Source organism: Nostoc sp. DedQUE04, from assembly GCF_034530995.1.
Classification (GTDB): domain Bacteria; phylum Cyanobacteriota; class Cyanobacteriia; order Cyanobacteriales; family Nostocaceae; genus Nostoc.
This window is the reverse complement of sequence record NZ_JAVRCA010000005.1, coordinates 156,890-180,193: the sequence shown is the minus strand read 5'-3', so window position 1 is coordinate 180,193 and position 23,304 is coordinate 156,890. Positions and strand designations below refer to the sequence as shown.

Here is a 23,304-nt window from a genome sequence, read left to right as displayed (position 1 = left end):
TCTCTCGTTAAGTCTGCGATTATAACCTGAGTAGGGTAGAGGCAGTAGTCAGGACACAGCAAATATTTTTTCAAAGAGATTATATTTTCTTCAGTTTAAGGACTATCTTAAATCAATTAACCCTGCTAATATCAAGCTGAAATAGCATTCAGGCACTTTGCAATACAACCCATCAATAAAAATAGTCAGAGGGAAAAACTGTGAGTTTAGTATCTGATATTATTCTGCTGCAAGACTTAACATCGTCATCTGACGAGAATTTAGTCCAGCTGAAAACCGTACTTCCGGCGACAGTAAATCGCTTAACCAACCCGGCATTAGCAAATATATTTGGTGATGACCTGAAATTTGGTATTGCCTCTTTCAAGGATAAGCCACTTGCGCCTTTTGGAGGTTACGCTGACTATGTATATCAACCAGAAGTCACTTTGACAAATAATGTCACAACAATTAAAGACAAAATCTTTAACTTTCAAGCTTTTGGTGGCAATGATGGGCCAGAATCACAATTATTTGCACTCTTGTTCGCAGCTTTAAATAGCGGCAGTCTTGGTTACAGAGTAGGTTCATTTCGTGTTATTCTAATAGCCACCGATGGTACTTATCACGTTGCCGGCGATCGCGCAGCAGTTCTTCCAAGTGATACTATTGCCAATAATGGAGATGGAATAGCTGATGCTTTTGAAGATTATCCACAGGTCGGACAAGTAAAAACTGCGCTAGAAGCAAATAACATTATTCCAATTTTTCTAACTACAAGTAATGTTGCAGCCAATTACGAGACACTAGTTACCCAGCTTGGTCGAGGTGGTGTACTAACTCTTGGTTCTACAAGTGAAAATCTTGCTGATGTCATAAAAGAGGCAGTTGCTCGAGCTAGAAATGCGATCGGTACTGATGTCACTACAACCAAGGGAGACGATACCTTTAGTAGAGCGGATTTTTCGGCTGGCGATAAAGTTATTTTTGCTGGGGATGGTGATGACAGTATTTCGCTTTCTGGGGTTATTGGTAATCATTACATTGATGGGGGGGCAGGTTCTGACATCCTTTTTGGTGGAACTGGTGCAGACAAAATAGATGGGGGTAGTGGTGACGACAACCTTCTGGGGGGCAGAGGTGATGATATTCTTTTTGGCAGTAGTGGAAAAGATATTCTGAGCGGGAATCAAGGGAACGATTACCTACAGGGAGATAGTGGGGACGACTTACTAGAAGGAGGCGCTGGTTCAGATAAGTTTGCATTTGCAACAGGATCGAAGTTTAATATTAGGGAACTCGGAGTTGATGTTATTAGTGACTTCAATCCTGAGCAAGACAAGATCCAACTATCTAAATCTACCTTTACAGCTCTAAGTAACTCGGTTTTTCCGACTCAATTAGATTCCGCAGACTTTGCCACAGTGACAAACGATACTTTAGCTGCAAGTAGTAGTGCAGCGATCGTTTATAATAGCGCAAATGGTAGTCTATTTTATAACCCTAATGGTTCGGCGGATGATTTTGCTGAGATTAATTCCGGGGGTAAATTTGCACAATTGGATGCTACCTCTTTTCCTGCTCTAACTACCGCTAGTTTTGAGGTAGTTTTTTAAGGTTTGTGTTTGATTTAGAGTTCTGCATTTTGTAACCCATCTACCTGAAAACTGCTTTCACAAAAAAAGAGGCGATCGCCAGGAGCAAATTAAACGTTATATTTTCAAGATGCCTCTGCTTACCTCAATAGACTACTATCTATTTGAACTATTTTAAAAAGTGAGAGCCTCCCAGATAAACAAATTGAACTAAGATTAATCTATATTTTTCTAAAATCAATCATTGTCTGCCGATAAGTATCTGGCAAACCTGTATCAAAACACTTGCCTTTAACAACATATCCTGTCATTCCCTCTTCCTGACGCAATTGTTCAAGACAAGATGTTAACTGAAATTCACCTCGTTCTCGGAAATTTTGGTTGATATGTTCTGCGAGAAAGTCAAAAATTTTCGGCGTTAGTAAATATAAGCCAAATATACATAAAAAATTATTTTCTGACATTCCTTCTACACGTAAATGCTGTTGTGCATACTCAATAGTCGGTTTCTCATACAGTTGTCTAACTGACAAAATCGAGTTTAACTCTTGCCAAACTCCTGTTACACACCCAGCTTGATGAATAATTTCTGCTGGCATTGTAGTTAAGCCAACAACGTTTTGATTAACTTGTTCGTAAACATCTAAAACTTGACTAGCACAAGACTTTTCAATGTCAGATGCATAAATGTGGTCGCCCAACATGAGCAAAAACGGTTCATTTTGTACCCAATCCTTGGCACAAAATACTGCATGACCATAGCCTAATTGTTCCTCTTGTAACAGAATGGTAATTCTGCTACCTAAATCTTCGAGATATCGGCTATATTCTTGATTTTGTGGTGAAAGTTTCTCTAAAAGCTCTTTTTTGGGTGGGTTTTTCAAGAAATCTGCAAATATTTCTTTGTCATCTGGCTGCACCACAATCCCTACTTCTGTAATTCCAGCACTAATTGCCTCTTCAATAATTGCAAGAATCACAGGTTTTGCCCTACCATCTCGATCGATAATCGGGAAAAGTTCTTTTTTGACAACTTTAGTAGCTGGAAACAAACGAGTACCGAAACCAGCTACCGGAATTACAGCTTTTCTAACTTTATTTTTTTGCATAAACAGTTCGTCAGCCCAACTTCTCAAACAATTCTGCCAATACCACATTAGAAAACAAAAACCCTTGGGGATCGATCAAACGCAATCTTCCCTGTGCAACTTCCACCCAACCTTTTTCAAAATACAATTGCAAACACCGACAAATCTCCTCCACCTTCTCTTCGCCAAACGCCTCTACCAACGCCGCCAAACTCAAACCTTCTGCCAAACGCAACCCCAACATTAACGTTTCTAACAATACTTCCTTTGGGGGGGTTACATCACAATCAATTACACCGCCAGCTTGTACCCACTGGTAATACTCTTTAGTTTTGCGCGGACGAGTGAAGCGTTTCCCCTGAACATAACTCGCCGCACCCATGCCAAAGCCATAATAAGGACGGTTTTCCCAATACACTCGATTATGGCGACACTGATAACCAGGTTGAGCGTAATTGGAAATTTCATAATGCTCATAACCTGCACTAGTTAAAACCTGCTGCCCCATCTGGTACATTTTGACTGTGGCTTCATCCGTAGGCAAAGGAGTATCGCCAGGTTTGTAATAACGACCAAAGGCTGTACCTGGTTCGATGGTAAGATCGTAAATGGAAATGTGAGTGGGTACTATCGCCACGGCTTTTTCTAAGGAATCTTGCCATTGATCTAAAGACTGATGCGGCAACCCAGAAATTAAGTCTAAGCTAAATACGGGAATCTCGACTTGGTGGATTAGTTCCACAGCTGCAAAAATATCTTCAACTGAGTGCGATCGCCCCGCCCTTTGCAATAATTCTGATTGAAAGGCTTGTACGCCCAAACTTACCCGGTTCACGCCTGCATTGCGATAGCCTGCTATGTGGGCTAAATCAAAGGTACCTGGGTCAATTTCCATAGAAATCTCTGCCCCAGACGCAATCCCAAAATGCTTCTGTAGCTCTGTCAGTATTCGTTGTAGCTGCTCTACTGAGAGCAACGAAGGAGTACCACCACCGAAGAAAATTGTCTTCAGAGGTTGACCAAATGCTGGTGTAATGGCAATTTCTTGACATAGCACCTCAACATATTGGGAGATAGTACCAGATGTTTCGCCCCGCAAGCGATCGCCCACAACAGATACCGGGAAATCACAATAAAAACAGCGCCGTCTGCAAAAGGGAATATGCACATAAGCAGAACTCGCAATTCCAGAAATACTAAATGTTTTACTCATTTTGAGAAAAGTTTTAAGTGAATCCAACTGCGAATTAGAGACAATGAAAATGAGATAAGAATTCAGGAGTCAGGAGTCAAAAGCCAGAATAATTGTCAAATCAAGCGTGTAATGACTTCTTGATTTTATTAAACTTATTAAGTTTAGGTATCAAAGTCTTCTTAATTCTGACTTTTAGATTCTGGATTCTGAATTCTTACAAAATAAGTAGTTTATTTACAAGTTTTTGTCTTTTTACAACAAAACAATGAAAAATATTAAGATAAAAACCTTTAGTTATAATAATTGCAGATATTGTCAGCCTAAAACCTTAGTGTAAGTCAATGTTGATAGGTTTATCTTACCGATAAAATAAAAAATACTTAACTTTATCGGTTAACACAGTTACAGGAAAACAAGACAACCATGCTTGACGCCATTATTATTTTCTCATTTATCCTAGCAGCGTCGGGAATAGGGTTCTACAGCATTGAACTACTACCCAATGGGGCGCTAGATCAGGTAACGAATCTAGAAGCTTTACGCTTAGTTGTTGCCGTCTTTGCCGCTATTATTGGTGGTGCGATCGGGCTGAGTTTCCAGACGACATATCGTCGCCTAGAATCACAAGTCAAAGAAATGCCTCTGGAAGCGATTTTAACTCGTGCCATTGGCTTAGTGATTGGGCTATTACTAGCCAACCTGATGCTAGCCCCACTATTTTTGCTCCCGATCCCGGCGGATTTTGGATTTATTAAGCCATTGGTGGCAGTTGTCGGTAGTATCATCCTCTCCGTCACTGGCATGAATTTGGCAGACACCCACGGGCGAGGCTTATTGCGGTTCATTAATCCCAACACCGTTGAATCGATGGTAGTGGAAGGAACATTAAAACCAGCCAATACCAAAGTTCTAGATACTAGCTGTATTATTGATGGTCGTATTGAAGCCTTACTAGAAACAGGGTTTTTAGAAGGGCAAATTCTCGTACCGCAGTTTGTCTTGCAAGAACTCCAACAAGTAGCGGATGCTAGCAAAGACCAAAAGCGGGTGCGGGGAAGGAGAGGACTAGAAATTCTCAATCGTATTAAGGAAGATTATCCCGATCGCATCCTGATTAATACAATTGACTACGAAGATATTCCCACAGTGGATGCCAAGTTAGTACGCTTCGCCCAAGAAATTAGCGGCACACTGCTAACCAACGACTACAACTTGTCTAAAGTCGCCAGTGTTCAAAAAGTACCTGTTTTGAATGTGAATGATTTAGTGAATGCTGTCCGTCCCAGTTATTTACCTGGCGACAACCTGGATTTAAAAATCCTCAAGGAAGGTAAAGAACCCAGTCAAGGCATTGGCTACTTAGATGACGGCACAATGGTAGTTGTTGAAGAAGGTAGCAGTTATGTGGGTGGTGAACTGCGAGTAGTAGTTACCAGTGCTTTGCAAACTACAGCAGGAAGAATGATTTTTGCCAAACCCCAAGCTTCAGCATTGGCGTGAAACAATGGGATGTTCAATTCAAGTGACACTTGGTAATCGGTGTAGGTTGACTGCACCGATTATTTATTGATTGGACTCACTTGCCTGTAAATACTGTAACTGCTCAATTGATAACCCTGTGACTCTGCCAATCTGTTCTAATGGCATACCAGTACTAAATAGATTTTTTGCCACTTCAAGTAAAGCTTCAGCCTTGCCTTCAGCCTTACCTTCTGCCTTACCTTCGGCCTTACCTTCAGCCTTGCCTTCAGCTTTACCTTCTTGTAGAATGTCTTGATAAATCGCTGACTCGCGCATAATATCTGACCTCAAAACTCGTTTAATAACCTCTTTATCTAATACTAAACCAGCTAAAATCGCTGTAGAAGCAGCAATATTACTTTGAGTTCTTAATTCTGTAATCCCGTTAATTTCCCGTGCAACTTCGGTAAGTATAACTTCTGGATCGATTGTATTGCTTAAGACCGCTAAAGGTAAGAGTCCAGGTGTTCTCAAAAATACTTCTGTAGGTTGTTCCCAAAGTCTGATAACTGCAAATTCATGTCGTGTCCCAGGAATTGTAAATGTATTTTGTTGCACCAAATTTGAATTTGTTTGCTTGAGGTAAATTACAACTTGATGCATTGCTTTGTCTGGAAAGCGGCGATATGCTCGTAATCGATAGTCAATCATCCGAAAAGGAATTTCTGCATCGACTTGGGTTTGAAATTCCAAATGCAATATGCTTTGCTCCGACTGCAACAGAATTAGAGCATCAGCCCGAATCGGTTCGAGAGATAATTCTTTTGGACTTAGTTCTGTTAAATTAATAGATTCGCCTAATAACCATGTAGCGAAGTCACTGGAGAAGTTCTCAACTAAAAACTTGCAGATATTGTCAAACATCTGAATTAGTGTAGTTGGTGCAGATGGGTTCGCATGATGCTAGAAACCTATCTAATACATTGTTTGTATATTGTGTACGACTATATGTCCATAATTCTATCAAACTAAAGTCTGCGGCTACACAAACAGAGTTATAGATTAGCAGGCTAATTATCTTATGGTCATTTACACAAACATCATATAACTAAAAGTGACTTTTATTTTAGGGTTGATTTGTTGATTGCGTACATACCAAGTTTCGCAGCGTCGTTTTTTATAATTTATACGGCTTAAAGGTGCTAAGAGCGCAAAAGCGTTAATCCCAAAATATACAGTTGCAGTATTGATTATTCCTATACCAAAACCTGCAACCGATCTCGATCTGGTAGACGACTACGAACTACTGCTATATATTTTGTAAATGGGACAGGATGCTTAACATACGATAATAGTGCTATGCCTTTGTAGTTAAAAATTTTAATAAACCACGAAGGCTTTAAAAAATCACAAAGCCGACTTTTGCAACACAACCGTATTTGATGGCTAAATCAATTGTTTCAACAAAACGGCTCGGCAGTCAGTTAATCCACTGGTTGCTTGAAGAAAACCGACAAGAGAAAAAAGGGCCTTACCGCAAGGAAGAAGCACATCGCCAGCATTCTTGGTGGCAGGTGATGTGCTTAACTGGTGTAGATTATTTCTCTACCCTTGGTTATCAACCTGGGATTGCAGCACTGGCTGCTGGCGCTCTTTCTCCTATAGCTACCTTGATTCTGGTTTTGCTGACGCTGTTTGGAGCGTTGCCAATCTATCGACGCATTGCTGCCGAAAGCCCTCATGGTGAAGGGTCGATCGCAATGTTAGAGCATTTACTTTCCTGGTGGCAAGGCAAATTACTTGTACTGTGCTTACTTGGGTTTGTGGCAACTGACTTTATTATTACTATTACTTTGTCAGCTGCTGATGCCACAGCCCATATCGTCGAAAATCCGCTGACACCACATTGGCTTCACAATCAGACGATCGCAGTTACCCTGATATTAGTTGCACTACTAGGTGCAGTCTTCTTGAAAGGTTTCCGAGAAGCCATTGGGATTGCAGTAGTTTTGGTGGGAGCTTATCTGCTGTTAAACTTGATTGTCGTTGGCGTCGGTGTGTATCAAATATTAAATCACACAGAAACGATCCCGAATTGGCAAACTGCACTTTTTGCACGCCATTCTAACCCTTTGATGCTAATCGGCATCTCTTTGATCATCTTCCCTAAACTCGCGCTGGGATTGTCAGGTTTTGAGACAGGTGTTACCGTTATGCCCCTGGTTAAAGGTAGCAGTAACAGCACTTCGCAGCATCCCAAAGGGCGGATTCGGAATACACGCAAGTTGCTCACCACTGCTGCTCTAATTATGAGCTTCTTTTTGCTTACCACCAGTTTTATAACCACTCTATTGATTCCACCCGCAGAATTTGCATCGGGGGGCAAAGCTAACGGACGGGCCCTTGCTTATTTGGCACATTTGTATTTGGGCAATGGCTTTGGCACAATTTACGATTTAAGTACTATTTCTATTTTGTGGTTTGCAGGTGCATCTGCAATGGCAGGGCTATTAAATATCGTGCCTCGCTACCTACCACGCTATGGTATGGCGCCCAATTGGGCACGAGTAACCCGACCTTTGGTGTTAGTCTACACAGCGATCGCTTTTGTTGTCACAATTATCTTTAAAGCAAGTGTAGAAGCCCAAGGTGGGGCTTATGCAACTGGTGTGCTGGTGTTGATCACCTCAGCCGCCTTTGCCGTCACCTTATCAGCCCACCGTCACCGACAGAAGCGGGCCAGACTCGTTTTTGGCATCATTACACTGTTATTTTTATATACCACTATTGTCAATATCATCGAAAGACCAGAAGGCATTAGGATTGCCGGATTCTTTATCGGTGCGATCATTTTTACCTCGCTGGTTTCTCGTGTTTGGCGTTCAACAGAACTACGAGCAGAGCGGATCGAAGTTGACGAACTTGCAGGTCAATTCCTTGCCCAAGAAAGCCAGGGAGTAATACGACTGATTGCAAATCGCTTGAATACAGGCGATGTCCTAGAGTATTTTATGAAAGAAAAAGAGGTACGCGAAGACAATCATATTCCACCCAACGATCCAATTCTGTTTCTAGAAATCCATGTATCCGATGCTTCGGAATTTGCGGATGTAATCGTAGTAAAAGGGGTGCAAGTTGGCGATTATCGCATCCTCCGGGCTGAAAGTGCAGCAGTACCGAATGCGATCGCAGCTTTACTACTTTACATTCGCGACCAAACAGGTAAGATTCCCCATGCTTACTTCGGCTGGGTTGAGGGAAATCCCATACAATACTTATTGCGTTTTATCTTGTTTGGCGAAGGTGACATTGCTGTAGTTACCCGTGAAGTACTGCGTCGGGCTGAAAAGAATCCCCAGATGCGACCTGGTATTCATGTTGGGGGTTGATTGAGGAGTGCTGAGTGCTGTTAGCGGAAAGCTAAGGTTTAGCCCGTGCTGAGTGCGATTATTACTTTTTTACTCAGTACTCGTTACTCAGCACTCCGCACTATTTCGGTGATAGAAGTAGCGATCGCAGCTTTTACCTCAAATTGGAAGAAATTGCCTTAAAATTTATGTAAATATGAGTCGCTCAATCTAAAATTAACTTTAAAATTATTTCACTTTTTAGAATGCCAGACGCGGAAAAGTTTTACAACCAGCTGGCTAATCACAAGCTGCTGCATCGGCAAGTTAGTAAAAAGGCAAAATCTTCGCTAGTAGCCAGTCAAGAAGAAGGAATGGTGCTTCACTTGCCTGATGGCACTATCCAGGCTTGCAATGCCGCTAGCGATCGCATTTTGGGACTGACCGCCCAGCAGCTTGTGGGGCAAAATTTGCTCGATCCCAAGTGGAAATTTATTCATGAAGATGGTTCTCCTTTACTCAGTGAAGCTCACCCTGCGAGGGTTACTCAAAATACAGGTAAACCTTGCTTAAATGTGGTGTGTGGCTTTTATAAGCCAAATGGTGAGCTAGTCTGGCTATTGTTTTCCTCGCAACCTCTGTTTAAAACTGAAGGAAGCAATCTGTATGCGATCGTGACAACTTTTTCGGATATTACGGAATCTAAGCACGCTCAATCAGAGGAAGACTGTAATTGCGAACAAGATACTCAACGATTTAATGCAGATGAATTTCAAATACTGTGGGATAGTCATCGTCTGTTTCAACAAATTGCTGGCACTCTTCCGGGGATAATCTACATTTATGACCTAATTGAGCAGCGAAATTCTTACGTTAATTACGAAATTGCTCAAGGTTGGGGCTATACACCAGCAGAAATCCAGGCGATGGGAAAGGAGTTATTTACTCAACTTCTACACCCTGAAGATTTGGCTCGACTCCCTAGCTATTTGGAACAATTTAACTCTGCTTATCAGGGTGAAGTCCTCAGCTTTGAATACCGAATTCGACACGCTAATGGAGAGTGGCGCTGGTTTTGTAGCTATGACACTGTGCACAGCAGAACTGCTGAGGGATTGCCGCAATATCTTTTGGGGATCGCTTTTGATATTACAGAGCGACGACACATAGAAATTTCTTTGCGGCAAAGTAATGAAAGGTTTGAGCTAGCAGCGGCGGCGGTTAATTGCCTAATCTATGACTGGGAGATTGGCAGAAATACTGTGGAAAGAACTCAGGGTCTAACCGAGGTTTTTGGCTACACCCAACAAGAAACAGAACCTACTTTTCAGTGGTGGCAAGAACGCATTCATCCCGATGACCAACAAAGAGTTAACGACCAATTCATGGCTAGTATGGCCAATGGAAACCGTTATCGGATTGAGTATCGCGTGCGTCACCAGGATGGCCGCTATTTGTGGGTGGTAGATCAGGGGTTTGCAGTCCGGGATGAAAATGCTCAGGTAGTTAGGGTAGTTGGTGCGAGTACTGATATTACCGAACAGCAAGCTGCTAATTGGGAACGTCAAAAAATTGAAACAAATCTGCGCGAGAGTGAAGAACGGATTCGGTTGGCCACTAATGCTGCTGAACTGGGTATGTGGTTTTGGAATATCACTACTAACGAGGTAATTTGGACAGAGAAATGTTATCAACTGTTTGGAGTGTCCCTAGAAGCCGAAATCAGCTTTGAGATTTTCCTCAACTGTGTATATCCAGAAGACCGCCAATGCATTCATGAAGCGATCGCCCGCTCTCTGGAGGAAAATGTTGAGTGTGATATTGAATACCGCACCCTTTGGCCTGATGGTAGTATTCATTGGATTGCTGCTAAAGGTCGCGTCTTTTATGATGCCGAGGGTAAGCCAGTACGAATGATGGGTACTACCCAGGATATTACCCAACGCAAACAGGTAGAAAATGATTTGCGCCAGCGCGAAACTCAATTAAGGCGGTTAGTTGATTCCAACATTATTGGCATTATGTTCGCCACTCCTGATTACATTACTGAGGCGAACGAGGCTTTTTTAGAAATGGTGGGTTATACGCGAGAGGAACTTTTAGCGGGTAAGATATACAGAAAACACATCACCCCACCTGAATATCACGATCTCGATCGGCAGGGGCTAGAACAACTTTTAACAGTTGGGATATGTACTCCTTTTGAAAAAGAATACATCCGCAAGGATGGTTCCCGCATTCCGATACTAATTGGTGGTGCCTTGGTGGAACGAGATCCCGTATCTTGGATCTGTTTTATTCTTGACTTAACCCCCAGGAAACAATTAGAAAAAGCACTTAGGCAACAAGCAGAGGAACTCAAACAGGCAAACCGGAATAAAGATGAGTTTCTCGCAATTCTTTCCCACGAATTGCGATCGCCCCTCAACCCGATTTTAGGGTGGTCATCGCTACTCAAAAGCCGCAAATTTGATGAAGTGACTACAAATCGTGCTTTAGAAACCATCGAAAGAAATGCTCAATTGCAGATTCAATTAATTGATGAGTTGCTCGATGTCTCCCGAATTATTCGCGGTAAGCTAAACCTGACTTTTGCCACTGTTAACTTAGTAGCTGTAATTGATGCTGCATTAGAAACAGTCCGGTTAATTGCCGAAACCAAATCTATCCAGATTAAAGTACAGGTTGACCCCAATGTTGGTAAAGTGTTAGGCGATTATAATCGCTTACAGCAAGTTGTCGGGAATTTACTCTCAAACGCAGTCAAGTTTACTCCCTCTCGTGGTTCAGTCGAAGTCAGCTTATCATTGAGTAATGAATTAACTTCTCCCTCAGCATTAATTCAAGTTAAAGATACAGGCCAAGGTATTTCCCCAGAGTTTCTACCCCAAGTATTTGAATATTTTCGTCAAGCTGATAGCAGCACAACCAGGACATTCGGCGGACTGGGACTGGGATTAGCAATAGTTCGTCACTTAGTAGAGTTGCATGGTGGTACTGTAAAAGCAGCCAGTCCAGGAATTGGACAGGGAGCAGTTTTTACTGTCAGACTGCCCGTGATGAAGGAAAGTGACGGTTCAGAGAAAGCAGGAGGAGCGGGGGAGAAATTTAACTCGTCAGTTCTGCGTGGACTACGGGTCTTAATTGTTGATGATGATCTTGACACACGGGAGTTTTTGCACTTCTTGCTACAACAGAATGGGGCGTTGATAACTGCCGTAGCATCGGTAAAAGAGGCGCTTAAAATTATAGCACAGGCTGTACCTAATTTATTAATCAGTGATTTAGGAATGCCAGAAATGGATGGCTACAGCTTGATTAAGATGCTTAGAGCCATGCCTAAAGAGGAGGGCGGGGAAATTCCGGCGATCGCTCTTACCGCCTATGCTAAAGAAAGCGATCGCGATCGAGTTTTAGCGGCTGGTTTTCAGAAACATATTGCCAAACCAGTAAAACCAACTGAATTACTCACCTCAATTGCAGATTTGCTAGGGCAAAATCATCGCTAAAACTCTATTTCTGTCCATTGGATTTTAGGCTCAACTGAACTGTATTGGGTTATAAATAATACACTATTCATCAAGCTTAAATCTCAATCGACTTAACCATGACCAAGAAAGATTTGCTTCGCAACCAAATTTTCACGCTGGAAAATATTCTTTCGCCAGCAGAATGCGCTGAATATATTACTTTAACAGAAAACATTGGCTATGTAGATGCTCCTATTACTACCCACCGAGGTTTTGAAATGCGTCCCGACATCCGCAATAATCAGCGCGTTATTTTGGATGACCAAGAGCGTGCTTTTGATTTATGGCAGCGTGTGTCAAATTATATCCCCAACACCATTGGTAGATGGCATCCAGTTGGGCTGAATGAGCGTTTTCGTTTCTATCGCTACGATCCAGGTCAGAGGTTTGCACCTCACCATGATGGTGCTTATCGACGAACTAATGGTGAGGAAAGTTTATTGACTTTCATGATTTATCTGAATGAAGGCTTTGAAGGCGGCGAAACCCGCTTTTATCTTCCTCAATATTACCAAGATTTATCTAATCTAGCTGTGCTTCCAGTAAGAGGTATGGCTTTGTGTTTTGTCCACGAACTAGTACATGAGGGCGCTACTATTATCCAGGGGCGAAAGTACGTCTTGCGATCGGATGTTATGTACAGTCAATAGTCGAGAAAGTGATTAACCAGCAAAATCAACAAAACTTAATCTAACTCCCGACGGCCTTCCAACGCCCTCGCCAAAGTAACTTCATCTGCGTACTCCAAATCGCCGCCTACAGGTAAACCAAAAGCAATCCGCGTCACTTTGGTAAATGGTTTTAATAGCTGACCGATATATAGGGTTGTTGTCTCCCCTTCTACACTGGGACTAATTGCCAGAATTACCTCTTGAGGTTTTTGCTGATTTACCCGGCGCTGCAAAGGTAGTATATTCAATTGATCTGGGCCAATTCCATCAATTGGCGAAATCACCCCGCCCAAAACGTGATACTTGCCTTTGTATTCGCGGGTTTTTTCTAATGCAATCACATCACGAGGATCTGCAACAACACAGATAGTGTTATTGTCACGGTTGGCATTGCGGCAAATTTCACAAACAGGTTCAGCAGATAAGTGAAAGCAAACAGAACACAAGCCTATTTGTTTTTTTGCCTCAACTAAAGCTTGTGCCAAAGCTTCGACTTCTGCTTCTGGTCGCTTCAAAATATGCAAAGCCAGTCGTTGGGCACTTTTGGGGCCAACTCCCGGTAGGCGTTGCAATTGTTCAATTAACCGTGCTAAAGGGCGTGCGTAAACCGTTGTCTTGTCTCCAGAATGTTTTCACTTTAACTATGATGACATTTTTTGGGTACTTCCATCAGGCGCAACACTTCTAACTCGCGATCGCTTAGTACAGCATTTCATTAATTTGTAGCAAATTAAATTTCGCAATACCTTACAATGCCAATGCATCCCCTTGCAATGTTAATGCGTGCCCCTGCAATGTTCCAAATTGCTTTCATCCTTAGTTTTCAAACACGCCCTAGCAAAAACTTATCCTAACCACTCAGGATTTTTGGCTGTACCATCAAATTGGTTAGTGGTTTTAAACAGTTCATACTGACCTTTGAGAGCAGCTTGGCGAGTCCGATTCAGTAAGGCTTTAACTTGTTCCTGGCTCATGGGTGTAAAAGTACGTACTGCCTCGAAAGCCTGGTTTAAGATAGGCATACTTTCAATGCCTGTAATCACCGTTGAAGTTGGCAGATTCATCGCGTAATGCAGACATTCGATAGGTTTGACCACATTGCTTTTGAGGATATTTTGGTCGCCCATTGATTTCATCCCCAGTACAGCAATTCCGTCTTCAACCAGTCTGGGTAAAACTTGCTTCTCAAAACTGCGGAAATGGGCATCCATAACATTTAACGGCATCTGCACTGCATCAAAACGGAAATTGTTTTGATTGGCAACTTCCAACATTCTCAGGTGTACTAAAGGGTCTTTGTGTCCAGTAAAGCCTATGTAGCGAATCTTGCCAGCTTTTTGTGCTTCCACAACTGCTTCCATCGCACCACCAGGGGCAAAAATCCGGTCTGGGTCTTCCATGCGAATAACTTCATGATGCTGCAACAAATCAATGTGGTCTGTTTGCAAACGTTTTAAAGATTCATCAATTTGTTTGGCAGCAGCCGCCTTTGTGCGACCGTCGATTTTAGTCATCAGAAAAGCTTTTTGACGATAACCATTTTGCAGAGCTTTACCCATGCGAATTTCGCTACCTCCATTATGGTAATCCCAGCAATTGTCCATAAAATTAATCCCGCGATCGAGAGCAGTACGGATCAGATTAATACCCTCTTGTTCATCTTTTGGTCTACCAATATGATGACCACCTAGACCAATTACAGATATTTGTTCTTTGGTGCGTCCTAGTGGCCTGTAGAGCATTTCCCCTTTTTTACTCTGGAGTGGGGTAGACTGATTTTGTGCTAAAACCTGTTTGGTTAAACCTTGTAAAGCAAATACCCCGGCTCCACCTAAACCAGAAGCAGAAACTACCTTCAATAAATTTCGTCTGCTAATATCCACAAATTTATCCTTTGACCGCAATATGAGAACTTTCTTTCATAGCTTTGCATGGAGCAAAATTCGTTGCTTCTAACTCTTGAAGGATAAAAGCAGTGAAGTAGAGATAGATTTTTGATAGAGGGAAGGTAATAGAAAAATATTTTATTGTTGTGTAAGTAGAGGAAGCATTGGAGACATCGGCAGCAGAGAAAAAATCTGATAGTTATATTCCCGCTCTCGTTTCAGTAGTTAAAATGTCAACTGCAACACAATACTTTAGTCCGAAAGTTTTCTTGGAGAATTGTTTTTAAATTTTGGCAAATATTATTTGTATTGCTAAATAGGGCTTGCAAGTTTTTTAAACACAAGACTTACGCAAAAATAGCCAAAAAGCTTAATTTATCGAACCACCAAAACGCCTTCGCGTTCGCTTTAGCATCTCTGAAAGAGAAGCGTCTCGTAGAGAAGAACGCCAATAGTTCGTAGAGTTTGCGTAAGTCCTAAAACATTTAGTGCGTGGTTCAAGAGTTGATAAAATCGAGAAAATTTATTTAGAAAAATTGTAATTTTAAAATTGATTGCGATAATACGTTTAGGTAAATCAAACCTGTTTATCTTAAACTATTAAAGTTCCCCGTACTAAACATGAGTAGAGTCAATGACTGCTTCATCACCAGAAAATTTAATCAGTTCATCAAGTACTCATACTTTAGATATAGCTAGACAAGAGTATCAATATAACTACATCCATATTCCATCAATTGCAATGCTAGATCGGCTTTCTATTGCCGAAGAGTTCACCACGAACTGGTATTTTTTATTAGCCCAGCAGTTACGAATTGTGTTTATTAATACCTTGATTGTCAACAGAGGCAATCAAGGTTCTAAATCGATTCGTGATGATGTCGAAAAGTTTATTTTAGAAGCCTTGCTCAAGGGAGCAATACCAGTAAAAATCAGTATTCTGGCAAGAATCTTGCAAATTATCCCTCAGTTTTTACTCAAAGGCATCTCTAAGGATGTTAGAGAACTCGACGATCTTTTTTATTCTATTTTGAAAGAAAACGGACTTGTGATCCTCAGAGATGCCCTAAATAGGATAATTAACCTTCTATACGAAGGACAGCCGACAGGACATGCAACCAGTCTCAAAGACTACGAAAATTTGTTTCAAGTGATTGGTGTGCCAGCGATCGCTAAAACTTACCAAGAAGATGAAGTATTTGCCTATATGCGAGTGGCTGGCTACAATCCCGTCACGATCGCGCGAGTAACTACTTTAGGCGATCGCTTCCCAGTCACAGACGAACATTACCAAGGCGTGATGGGAACTGACGATTCATTAGCAGCAGCAGGACTTGAAGGCAGGCTTTACTTAGCTGACTATAAAATTTTAGATGGTGCGGTCAACGGTACATTTCCACACGAGCAAAAATATCTCTATGCTCCCCTAGCACTGTTTGCCTTACCCAAAGGCTCAGACCCCACCCGTTTATTGCGTCCGATAGCCATCCAATGCGGTCAAACCCCAGGCCCAGATTATCCAATTGTTACCCCTAACTCCGGTAAATACGCTTGGCTTTTTGCCAAAACAATAGTCCAAATAGCAGATGCCAACTACCACGAAGCTGTTACTCATCTAGCAAGAACTCACTTGTTGATTGGTGCTTTTGCGATCGCCACTGCCAGACAACTGCCACTCACCCATCCCCTAAGAATTCTGCTACACCCGCATTTTGACAGTACTTTAGCAATTAACGATGCCGCTCAACGGATTCTCATAGCTCCAGGCGGTGGTGTCGATAGATTACTCTCATCATCAATCGATAACTCTCGCGTTTTAGCAGTGCTAGCCTTGCAAAGCTATGGTTTTAACAGCGCCATCTTACCTAAGCAATTTCAACAGCGTGGTGTAGACGATCCCAACCTCTTGCCTATTTATCCTTACCGAGATGATGCTCTACTAGTCTGGAATGCAATTCATCAATGGGTTTCAGACTACCTGAACCTTTACTACCCTACCGATGAAGACATTCAGAAAGATACAGCCTTGCAAGCGTGGGCAGCCGAAATCCCAGCTTACGATGGTGGTCGTATCCCCGATTTTGGCGAAGATGGAGGCATCAAAACGCTCAATTACCTGATTGATGCCACTACGCTGATTATTTTCACTGCCAGCGCCCAACACGCTGCGGTTAACTTTCCGCAAAAAGATTTTATGGGCTACGCCGCAGCCATACCATTGGCAGGTTATTTACCAGCCTCAACTCTCAAAAGAGAAGTTACTGAGCAAGACTACCTTAACTTGCTCCCCCCCTTAGATCAGGCGCAACGGCAATACAACCTACTCAGCTTATTGGGGTCTGTGTACTATAACAAGCTGGGCGATTATCAGCAAGGATACTTTACAGACCAAAAAGTAAAACCATTGCTACAAGCATTCCAGAGCAATCTTCAGCAGGTAGAAGACACCATCAAGCAACGTAATTTACACCGTCCACCCTATGAGTATCTACTTCCTTCTAAAATTCCTCAGAGCATCAATATCTGAATTAGGGACAAATGACCAATGACCAATGACCAATGACCAATGACAAATGACAAATGACAAATGACCCAAAATAAATACTATGACACTTAAAGATAAAGTCCTCAAAAATCACGATCGCCAGCTTTGGCTTGCACCTATACTAGCTAAAGTAGGTTACGATACTGCGATCGGTAAGTTTCTCCGCTTGATTTTTTATTACATGGATGCGTCAATCATGCTCAATGCATGGCGAGACTTTCTTTACATCCGTAAGGATAATATTGGAGACAAGTATTTTGCAGTCGATCAAGCAATTATGCATTCCTCTCACTCGCAGGTGAGAGAACTAATGCAAACCCAACCACAACTGCGAGGAAATGATTTAGGTATCATCAGAATATTAGCTCCAAGCTACTTGCTGGATAATCCTCTGAGCTTGGGAACAAACGGTAACGAACACACAGGACTACGTACTGTAATCTTACAAGCCTTACCGGAACCGTCAGGGCAGATAGACTTTTTAGGGAATCTAGTTGAGCAAAGGCTGTTAGAAGCTGCTAAACAAGGCAAATTACACATCGGCAATGATTTACCAAAAATCATGCTGTCGAGTTTGCACCAACTAGTTTTTCAGATATCTTTATCTGAGGAAGAAATCACAGCATCCGATAGTTATATTAAAGGTTTGGCTCTTGCATCCTTGCCTAATTTTATCAGCAAGTATCTGCTGGCAATATTAACAGCGCCAAAAATTCGGCATCGTCAATATTTAACTAAGCGATATAAACAATCATCTAAATGGGCATCTTACTTTGAAACAGGCGCTCAGTATAAATTGAACGAACACCAAATTGCTAATACCCTTTTCGATATGATTCATATCGCTGGTACTGCCGGCACAAGTGCGCTTTTAGGATCAGTTATTGGTGTTCTCTGCTTGAATAATACTCTCAGAAATGATGTAGTGTCAGAAGTGAATGCAGTCTGGAATGGCAAGAAAACTTTAGACTCAGACGCTCTAGAAAAGTCAACACTTCTCAATCAGGTGATTTTGGAAACGGCTCGTCTCTATCCACCTGTGCGATTTGTTAGCCAACTCACCACTGAAGCGGGTGAAATTGAGATTGGAAAACAAAAATGTCCATTCCAAAAAGGTACTCGCTTGCTTGGCTCTATTCTTACAGCTAATCGGGATGCCAATAGATACCAAAATCCAGATGATTTTGACCTAACACGGAATTTTTCAGATATCTTATCTTGGAATGGCGAAGAGCATGAACGAGCCTGTCCTGGTAAATCTTTATCAATTGGCTTTATCAAAATTTTCTGTTTACATCTGTTCCACAACTATCAATGGGACTCAATTACAGAAGTCAAATGGGATTTTGAAAAAGTGACTGCCGTTACTCCTAATAATTTAGTACTACAAGGTTTTGCTCAACGACTGTGAGTAAGGGATTTCCAGTAGGAACGCACAGATGTCATTAGTGTCAACTTAAGCTGAAACTCCTTTAAAACCTCGTTTCTAGCCAGAGGCTAGAAATGCACTTCAATTGCGACTCTGCCGCCAGCAAGGGAGGCGGAGCCTCTAGGACGGCATTCCCAGTCGGAGCAGGGGAACGAGACAATGAGACAATCTAGAAGCTTGTTCTAGGCTGGCTTTCACGTTAAGTTGACACCAATGCACATCTGTGAACCTCTACTTCTCATGCGGAATTATAATTTGGTAATTGTTCTGGTTTTTTGAGTTGATTTTACTCTTTTTCTAGCGCCAGATTACTCATCTTTTCTCTGACTCGGTTTGTTAAAAATTTAGGTATTCTTTTAGCCGAAAGGAAGTAATTACAAATTATATGGCTGAATTAATTGAAAAGAAGCAACTTAATAATATTGCAACCTGGATGATTCCAATTAGAGAAACAAACTTACCATCTGTCCTTAAAGGTGTGTTTTTTATGGATGGCAATCCACTGCCAGATACTTGCATTACTATGTACAATTTAGAATGGGATATACAGAATAGGACTTTGCTTTTACCGATCTTCGCTCCGTTACAATGGACTTTTCATGACTCGATTGCTGGCTGGATATTACTACGTTCAATTCAATGGTTTAGAATAAGTTACAAAATTCAGTTTGAAGATGAAACTTTGCAACAAGCTCAAGTCACACCTATTTTTCTAGGAATATCAGTTCCAAAATCAATTGTCAGTTTCACAATGTCCCAAGACAAAAATTCTCTCAATGGAGATATTTGGCACAGAAAGAATGTTTGGTTCGGCGGACTTTCTCGGGCTGGTGAGTATACTCTTCGTAGGGTTGTTGATAAAGATGGTTCTTATACTCCTGCTTTTAACAATATGCTTACCAGAGTCCAAAATGAATGTTTAGTAATTGAACGCCACTCAAATTGAGCCGAATCATGTTAGTCAGCTAAGGCTTAGAGCCTTGTCGCTCTCCCATCACTAACTTTTGTCACGTTCCAGATTAAGCAAGTAGTAAATAACTAAACGATCCAGATTAGCTACTCAATTTAATTTCAAAGAGAACCTATCAATTAGTTGTACCATTTTGAAAAATGATTGCGACACATGGATTCACACCAAGCCAGACGCACCAAGGCAATTCCCAATCCAAAATCTAAAATCCAAAATCTAAAATGGTATTAGCTATTATACGCGAATATCAAAAACTCAGTGCCTTCATAGATGAACTCTGCCATCTTGCACATACCCATCTTTTGATGTGCTTGAAGTGATGCTTTGTTGCTTGCCTTGATGAACAGTATTCCTTCCCGCTTTGGTAGCAAATCTTTCAACTTAGCAAACATTACCGCAGCAATACCTTGCCCACGCATCGTTTCATCAACACAAATAGGGCCATACAAGTAAGCATCTCTTGTACCAGGATAGGTTTGTAACATCACCTTTATAATTGGTAGATTAACAGTTGTCTTTGACCAACTGAGTAAGAATCCTACAACTTGACCATTTTTTCGGGCTACAACACTCGGCATTTGAGAGATAGTCATCATCACAGCCTCTGGCTCAAGATGACCTAACAACATACCACCATGTTCTGCATCATTGGCTTGGGCCAACTTGACGATTCCACTAACATCACTGGGGCTGGCACGGTCGATCGCTACATCATTGAGACACATACCTGGTTAATATAAATAGGAGAAAGACTTGGAGCAAAAGAATTTTCTTTTAGAAGAATAACAGAGAATAACGCTTTGGGGAACGCATTGCAGAGGCAACTAAACGTTAGGTGAAGTAGCTTTTGATACTTTTATTCGTTTGTAGCACTCTTGTATCTGACAAAAATTCAAAGAGTCAAAGTTGCACCAAAGTAGCGATCGCTTGCAACAGGCACTACACTGCTACTATGCTAAAACTTCTAAAGTGCGTAGGCGTAGCCCAACCTAAGCATCGCTGTTTTTTCTACTAGTAAAAGTGTTTTTCTAATGGGAATACTTTATATATAGTAATTCCAACAAATAGAACTCCTGTAGTAAGTAGGTCAACCTAATTAAACATAAAACGTTCAACTTGGTACTGACCTTGCACGGCTCTATTTTCTATACCCTCAATAATAGCGATCGCTAATTCATATTCATCCTCAAAAACTCGGCCGGCAAGCTCATCACGTTTGAGATGCAACCATTCGTCTTCAATGCGATTCATTTGTGGACTATAAGGAGGTAGAAAAAAAATGTACAATCGTTGCTGTTGCCAACGTTGATGCTGCTGGCGAGCCAAAAGACTTTTGTGAACAGAGGCATTATCGTGAATGATGACGGTAATTTGTCCAGTTTCCAATAAGCGGTGTGCAGCAATTTGAGCTTGCCAATCCATGAGTTGGACATAGGTTGGTGCTTTCAATGTTCCAAGCATCAAAGCGTAATTAAAACTAGATTTCGGCTCCCAAATACCGAAGATGTTGATCCGCCTACCGCGTCGTCTATTTTGTCGAATACGTTTTTGCTCTCCCCTACGCCCATAAGTGTAATCAGTGGGACTAGTGCAGTAACAACCAGATTCATCCAAGTACTTTAAACAAACCAATCCTAATTTTGCCCATAGCTTGAGTAATTCCCAATCTTGGCGTTTAGCTTTTAAATATCCTGCATTCAGATTTAAAGCCGGACAGTAGCGGATACGTTTCCAATACCACCCCTTTTTTTGAGTAGTCGCCTGATTTGTTCGGCTCCTAGTTCGATTTGTCGTTCCTCAAATAGCTTTTGACTTAGCTGCCGAGCACTGTAACGACGATTTTGTCCCAAGCATTCTTCTACTACTTGCCAATCTTCTTCTTGCCAAGTTCTCTTTTTTCCACGTCCTGGCGCTTCCCACAAACCTCCTAACCCTTGAAATTGCCAGCGTTTTATTGTCTGCCTGACCGTTTGTTGTGCCCAACCTAAATACTTTGCAATCTGAGGTACATTCCATCCGTGGGCATTGAGGCGCAAAGCGATCGCTCTTTGTTTGGTTCGATGTGGTACTTTATCTGCACAACTGAGTTCTTTTAGTGTCAGGTCTTCTTCAGTAGTTAGTATTATTCTTAACGCGCTAGGCATCATCTATCACTTAATTTCTGCACTCTATCTATCTTACGTTTTTTTTGGTTGACCTACTTATGAGCTACTGTACTAATATTGATTGCCTACGTCCACAAAATTCTGACAGTTCTTGTTTTTGCAATAGTTGTGGTCAGGAATTATTACTTAAACAGCGATATCGTCCACTCGCGGTTATTGGAAGCGGTGGCTTTGGGAGAACGTTTTTAGCTATTGATGAACATCTTCCAGATCGACCCAAATGTGCAATCAAACAACTATGTTTTCAAAAGGAAAATACTGAGATTTGGCATAAGGCAGTCAATTTATTTCATCAAGAAGCGCTTCGTCTCAATGAACTAGAACACTCTCAAATACCCAAATTATTAGCACACTTTGAACAAAATCAAAAGTTTTATATCGTTGAAGAATTAGTAGATGGACAAACACTCGCCCAGGAATTACAAAAACAGGGCGTTTTTCAAGAATCGCAAATTTGGGAGATATTAAAAAGTTTATTGCTCACATTGCAATTTATCCATTCCCGACAAGTAATTCACCGAGATATTAAACCGGAAAATATTATGCGCCGTTCGGGTCGAGGAGACCTGGTATTAATCGATTTTGGAGTTGCTAAATTCGCCAATAACATGAAGCAGCTTCGTACAGGCACGATAGTAGGTAGCCCAGAATATATCGCTCCCGAACAAATGCGAGGAAAGGCATTACCTGCCAGCGATCTTTACAGCTTGGGTGTAACGTGTATTTACTTACTTACCAATGTTTCTCCCTTTGATTTGTTCGATATTGCTAGCGATCGCTGGGTATGGCAAGAACATTTACCAGCATTCAATACTGTTAGCGTTTACCTCTGTGAAATCTTAGATAAACTTTTACAAAATGCCGTTTCGCAACGCTTCCAATCGGCAACAGAAGTTTTACAGATACTGGAGCAACAACCAAAGAAATTGCTAAATTTTTCTAATTATCGTACAGTAAATACTATTGATTGTACGCATTTGCGTGATTTATTAGCAAAGGGAAAATGGGAATCAGCAGATAAAGAAACTTGGGAACTAATATGTCAAGCGCTAGCAAAGCCTAAAGGTAGCTATATATTTAGTAGCGATCTTGAAAAACTTCCCTGTGAAGATTTGCAAACCATTGACCTTTTATGGGTGAATTATAGTCATAAACGCTTTGGTTTTAGCATACAGACACTTATTTACAAAAACGTCAATGGCGACTATGGAATTTTTTGCAATCAAGTTGGTTGGCATATATACAATTATAGTTCTGCCAATTCGGAATTCAATTTTAGTCTCAAAGCACCAATCGGTCATTTACCCTCACGTCTTTGGATTGGTGGTTCTCAACTGTGGCGCTACCCCAATGCTTTAACTGTAAAATTAGCAGCTTGTGGTATTAGTTAGTTTTGATAAAAAAATTGTTGAATAAGATTACTAATAAACTCCTAGTTTGTAG

At 41.4% G+C, this 23,304-nt stretch carries 17 protein-coding genes; 9 read left to right on the top strand and 8 right to left on the bottom strand.

The genetic code is table 11. The features are described from left to right. Positions 1-200: 200 nt before the first annotated feature. Positions 201-1,595 carry a hypothetical protein gene (locus tag RM049_RS05410; RefSeq protein WP_322703438.1) on the top strand — a complete coding sequence of 465 codons (1,395 nt, stop codon included), beginning with the start codon at positions 201-203 and terminating at the stop codon, positions 1,593-1,595. A gap of 200 nt (positions 1,596-1,795) precedes the next feature. Here RM049_RS05410 and RM049_RS05405 read toward each other — a convergent pair whose 3' ends face one another. After that, positions 1,796-2,683 (bottom strand): UTP--glucose-1-phosphate uridylyltransferase, encoded by an 888-nt coding sequence (locus RM049_RS05405; RefSeq protein WP_322689177.1) that lies wholly within the window; start codon positions 2,681-2,683, stop codon positions 1,796-1,798. Between the two features lie 10 nt (positions 2,684-2,693). Beyond that, the gene (gene hemW / locus RM049_RS05400; protein WP_322689178.1) at positions 2,694-3,875 is read right to left on the bottom strand and encodes a radical SAM family heme chaperone HemW; all 1,182 of its coding nucleotides are present in this window, start codon (positions 3,873-3,875) and stop codon (positions 2,694-2,696) included. A gap of 405 nt (positions 3,876-4,280) precedes the next feature. On the opposite strand from hemW, the gene RM049_RS05395 reads away from it, so the two are divergent. Then, positions 4,281-5,357, top strand: coding sequence for a PIN/TRAM domain-containing protein (locus tag RM049_RS05395; protein WP_322675407.1), 1,077 nt, complete (start codon positions 4,281-4,283; stop codon positions 5,355-5,357). A 63-nt stretch (positions 5,358-5,420) separates the two neighbouring features. Here RM049_RS05395 and RM049_RS05390 read toward each other — a convergent pair whose 3' ends face one another. Next, positions 5,421-6,242 carry an Rpn family recombination-promoting nuclease/putative transposase gene (locus RM049_RS05390; RefSeq protein WP_322703437.1) on the bottom strand — a complete coding sequence of 274 codons (822 nt, stop codon included), beginning with the start codon at positions 6,240-6,242 and terminating at the stop codon, positions 5,421-5,423. 518 nt (positions 6,243-6,760) lie between these two features. Between RM049_RS05390 and RM049_RS05385 the strand changes: the two genes are divergently transcribed. The 3 genes from RM049_RS05385 (at position 6,761) to RM049_RS05375 (ending at position 12,845) form a co-directional block, all read left to right on the top strand. After that, on the top strand, positions 6,761-8,707 hold the full coding sequence (locus RM049_RS05385; RefSeq protein ID WP_322703436.1) for an amino acid transporter: 1,947 nt from the start codon (positions 6,761-6,763) through the stop codon (positions 8,705-8,707). 224 nt (positions 8,708-8,931) lie between these two features. After that, positions 8,932-12,174, top strand: a complete 3,243-nt coding sequence (locus RM049_RS05380; protein ID WP_322703435.1) for a PAS domain-containing protein — start codon at positions 8,932-8,934, stop codon at positions 12,172-12,174. 98 nt (positions 12,175-12,272) lie between these two features. Further along, positions 12,273-12,845: a 2OG-Fe(II) oxygenase gene (locus RM049_RS05375; RefSeq protein ID WP_322683431.1), complete on the top strand. Its 573-nt coding sequence runs from the start codon at positions 12,273-12,275 to the stop codon at positions 12,843-12,845. A 35-nt stretch (positions 12,846-12,880) separates the two neighbouring features. On the opposite strand, the gene recR is transcribed toward RM049_RS05375, so the two are convergent. Then, positions 12,881-13,438 (bottom strand): recombination mediator RecR, encoded by a 558-nt coding sequence (gene recR, locus RM049_RS05370; RefSeq protein ID WP_322703434.1) that lies wholly within the window; start codon positions 13,436-13,438, stop codon positions 12,881-12,883. 273 nt (positions 13,439-13,711) lie between these two features. Further along, positions 13,712-14,749, bottom strand: a complete 1,038-nt coding sequence (locus tag RM049_RS05365) for an aldo/keto reductase (protein ID WP_322703433.1) — start codon at positions 14,747-14,749, stop codon at positions 13,712-13,714. 637 nt (positions 14,750-15,386) lie between these two features. Between RM049_RS05365 and RM049_RS05360 the strand changes: the two genes are divergently transcribed. The 3 genes from RM049_RS05360 (at position 15,387) to RM049_RS05350 (ending at position 19,672) form a co-directional block, all read left to right on the top strand. Beyond that, a complete protein-coding gene (locus tag RM049_RS05360; RefSeq protein WP_322703432.1) occupies positions 15,387-17,279 on the top strand; it encodes a lipoxygenase family protein in 1,893 nt (630 codons plus the stop codon). Between the two features lie 79 nt (positions 17,280-17,358). Next, complete coding sequence (locus RM049_RS05355; RefSeq protein WP_322703431.1) at positions 17,359-18,708, top strand: cytochrome P450; 1,350 nt, start codon at positions 17,359-17,361, stop codon at positions 18,706-18,708. A 403-nt stretch (positions 18,709-19,111) separates the two neighbouring features. Beyond that, positions 19,112-19,672 (top strand): hypothetical protein, encoded by a 561-nt coding sequence (locus RM049_RS05350; protein ID WP_322703430.1) that lies wholly within the window; start codon positions 19,112-19,114, stop codon positions 19,670-19,672. A 251-nt stretch (positions 19,673-19,923) separates the two neighbouring features. Here the strand turns inward: RM049_RS05350 and RM049_RS05345 are convergent, their stop codons facing one another. The 3 genes from RM049_RS05345 to RM049_RS05335 form a co-directional block, all read right to left on the bottom strand. Next, positions 19,924-20,421 (bottom strand): GNAT family N-acetyltransferase, encoded by a 498-nt coding sequence (locus tag RM049_RS05345; RefSeq protein WP_322703429.1) that lies wholly within the window; start codon positions 20,419-20,421, stop codon positions 19,924-19,926. A 367-nt stretch (positions 20,422-20,788) separates the two neighbouring features. Next, entirely contained in the window at positions 20,789-21,328 is a 540-nt protein-coding gene (locus RM049_RS05340) for a transposase (protein ID WP_322703428.1), read from the bottom strand. Between the two features lie 71 nt (positions 21,329-21,399). Continuing rightward, entirely contained in the window at positions 21,400-21,843 is a 444-nt protein-coding gene (locus RM049_RS05335) for a helix-turn-helix domain-containing protein (RefSeq protein ID WP_322703427.1), read from the bottom strand. A gap of 56 nt (positions 21,844-21,899) precedes the next feature. Here RM049_RS05335 and RM049_RS05330 point away from each other — a divergent pair, with 56 nt between their 5' ends. After that, on the top strand, positions 21,900-23,252 hold the full coding sequence (locus tag RM049_RS05330) for a serine/threonine-protein kinase (protein WP_322703426.1): 1,353 nt from the start codon (positions 21,900-21,902) through the stop codon (positions 23,250-23,252). Positions 23,253-23,304: the final 52 nt, after the last annotated feature.

Bases quoted from the DNA above. Each gene is read 5' to 3' on its own strand.
- RM049_RS05405 (WP_322689177.1), bottom strand. From the start codon at position 2,683: ATGCAAAAAAATAAAGTTAGAAAAGCTGTAATTCCGGTAGCTGGTTTC.
- hemW (WP_322689178.1), bottom strand. From the start codon at position 3,875: ATGAGTAAAACATTTAGTATTTCTGGAATTGCGAGTTCTGCTTATGTG.
- RM049_RS05395 (WP_322675407.1), top strand. From the start codon at position 4,281: ATGCTTGACGCCATTATTATTTTCTCATTTATCCTAGCAGCGTCGGGA.
- RM049_RS05390 (WP_322703437.1), bottom strand. From the start codon at position 6,242: ATGTTTGACAATATCTGCAAGTTTTTAGTTGAGAACTTCTCCAGTGAC.
- RM049_RS05385 (WP_322703436.1), top strand. From the start codon at position 6,761: ATGGCTAAATCAATTGTTTCAACAAAACGGCTCGGCAGTCAGTTAATC.
- RM049_RS05380 (WP_322703435.1), top strand. From the start codon at position 8,932: ATGCCAGACGCGGAAAAGTTTTACAACCAGCTGGCTAATCACAAGCTG.
- RM049_RS05375 (WP_322683431.1), top strand. From the start codon at position 12,273: ATGACCAAGAAAGATTTGCTTCGCAACCAAATTTTCACGCTGGAAAAT.
- RM049_RS05360 (WP_322703432.1), top strand. From the start codon at position 15,387: ATGACTGCTTCATCACCAGAAAATTTAATCAGTTCATCAAGTACTCAT.
- RM049_RS05355 (WP_322703431.1), top strand. From the start codon at position 17,359: ATGACACTTAAAGATAAAGTCCTCAAAAATCACGATCGCCAGCTTTGG.
- RM049_RS05350 (WP_322703430.1), top strand. From the start codon at position 19,112: ATGGCTGAATTAATTGAAAAGAAGCAACTTAATAATATTGCAACCTGG.
- RM049_RS05345 (WP_322703429.1), bottom strand. From the start codon at position 20,421: ATGTGTCTCAATGATGTAGCGATCGACCGTGCCAGCCCCAGTGATGTT.
- RM049_RS05335 (WP_322703427.1), bottom strand. From the start codon at position 21,843: ATGATGCCTAGCGCGTTAAGAATAATACTAACTACTGAAGAAGACCTG.
- RM049_RS05330 (WP_322703426.1), top strand. From the start codon at position 21,900: ATGAGCTACTGTACTAATATTGATTGCCTACGTCCACAAAATTCTGAC.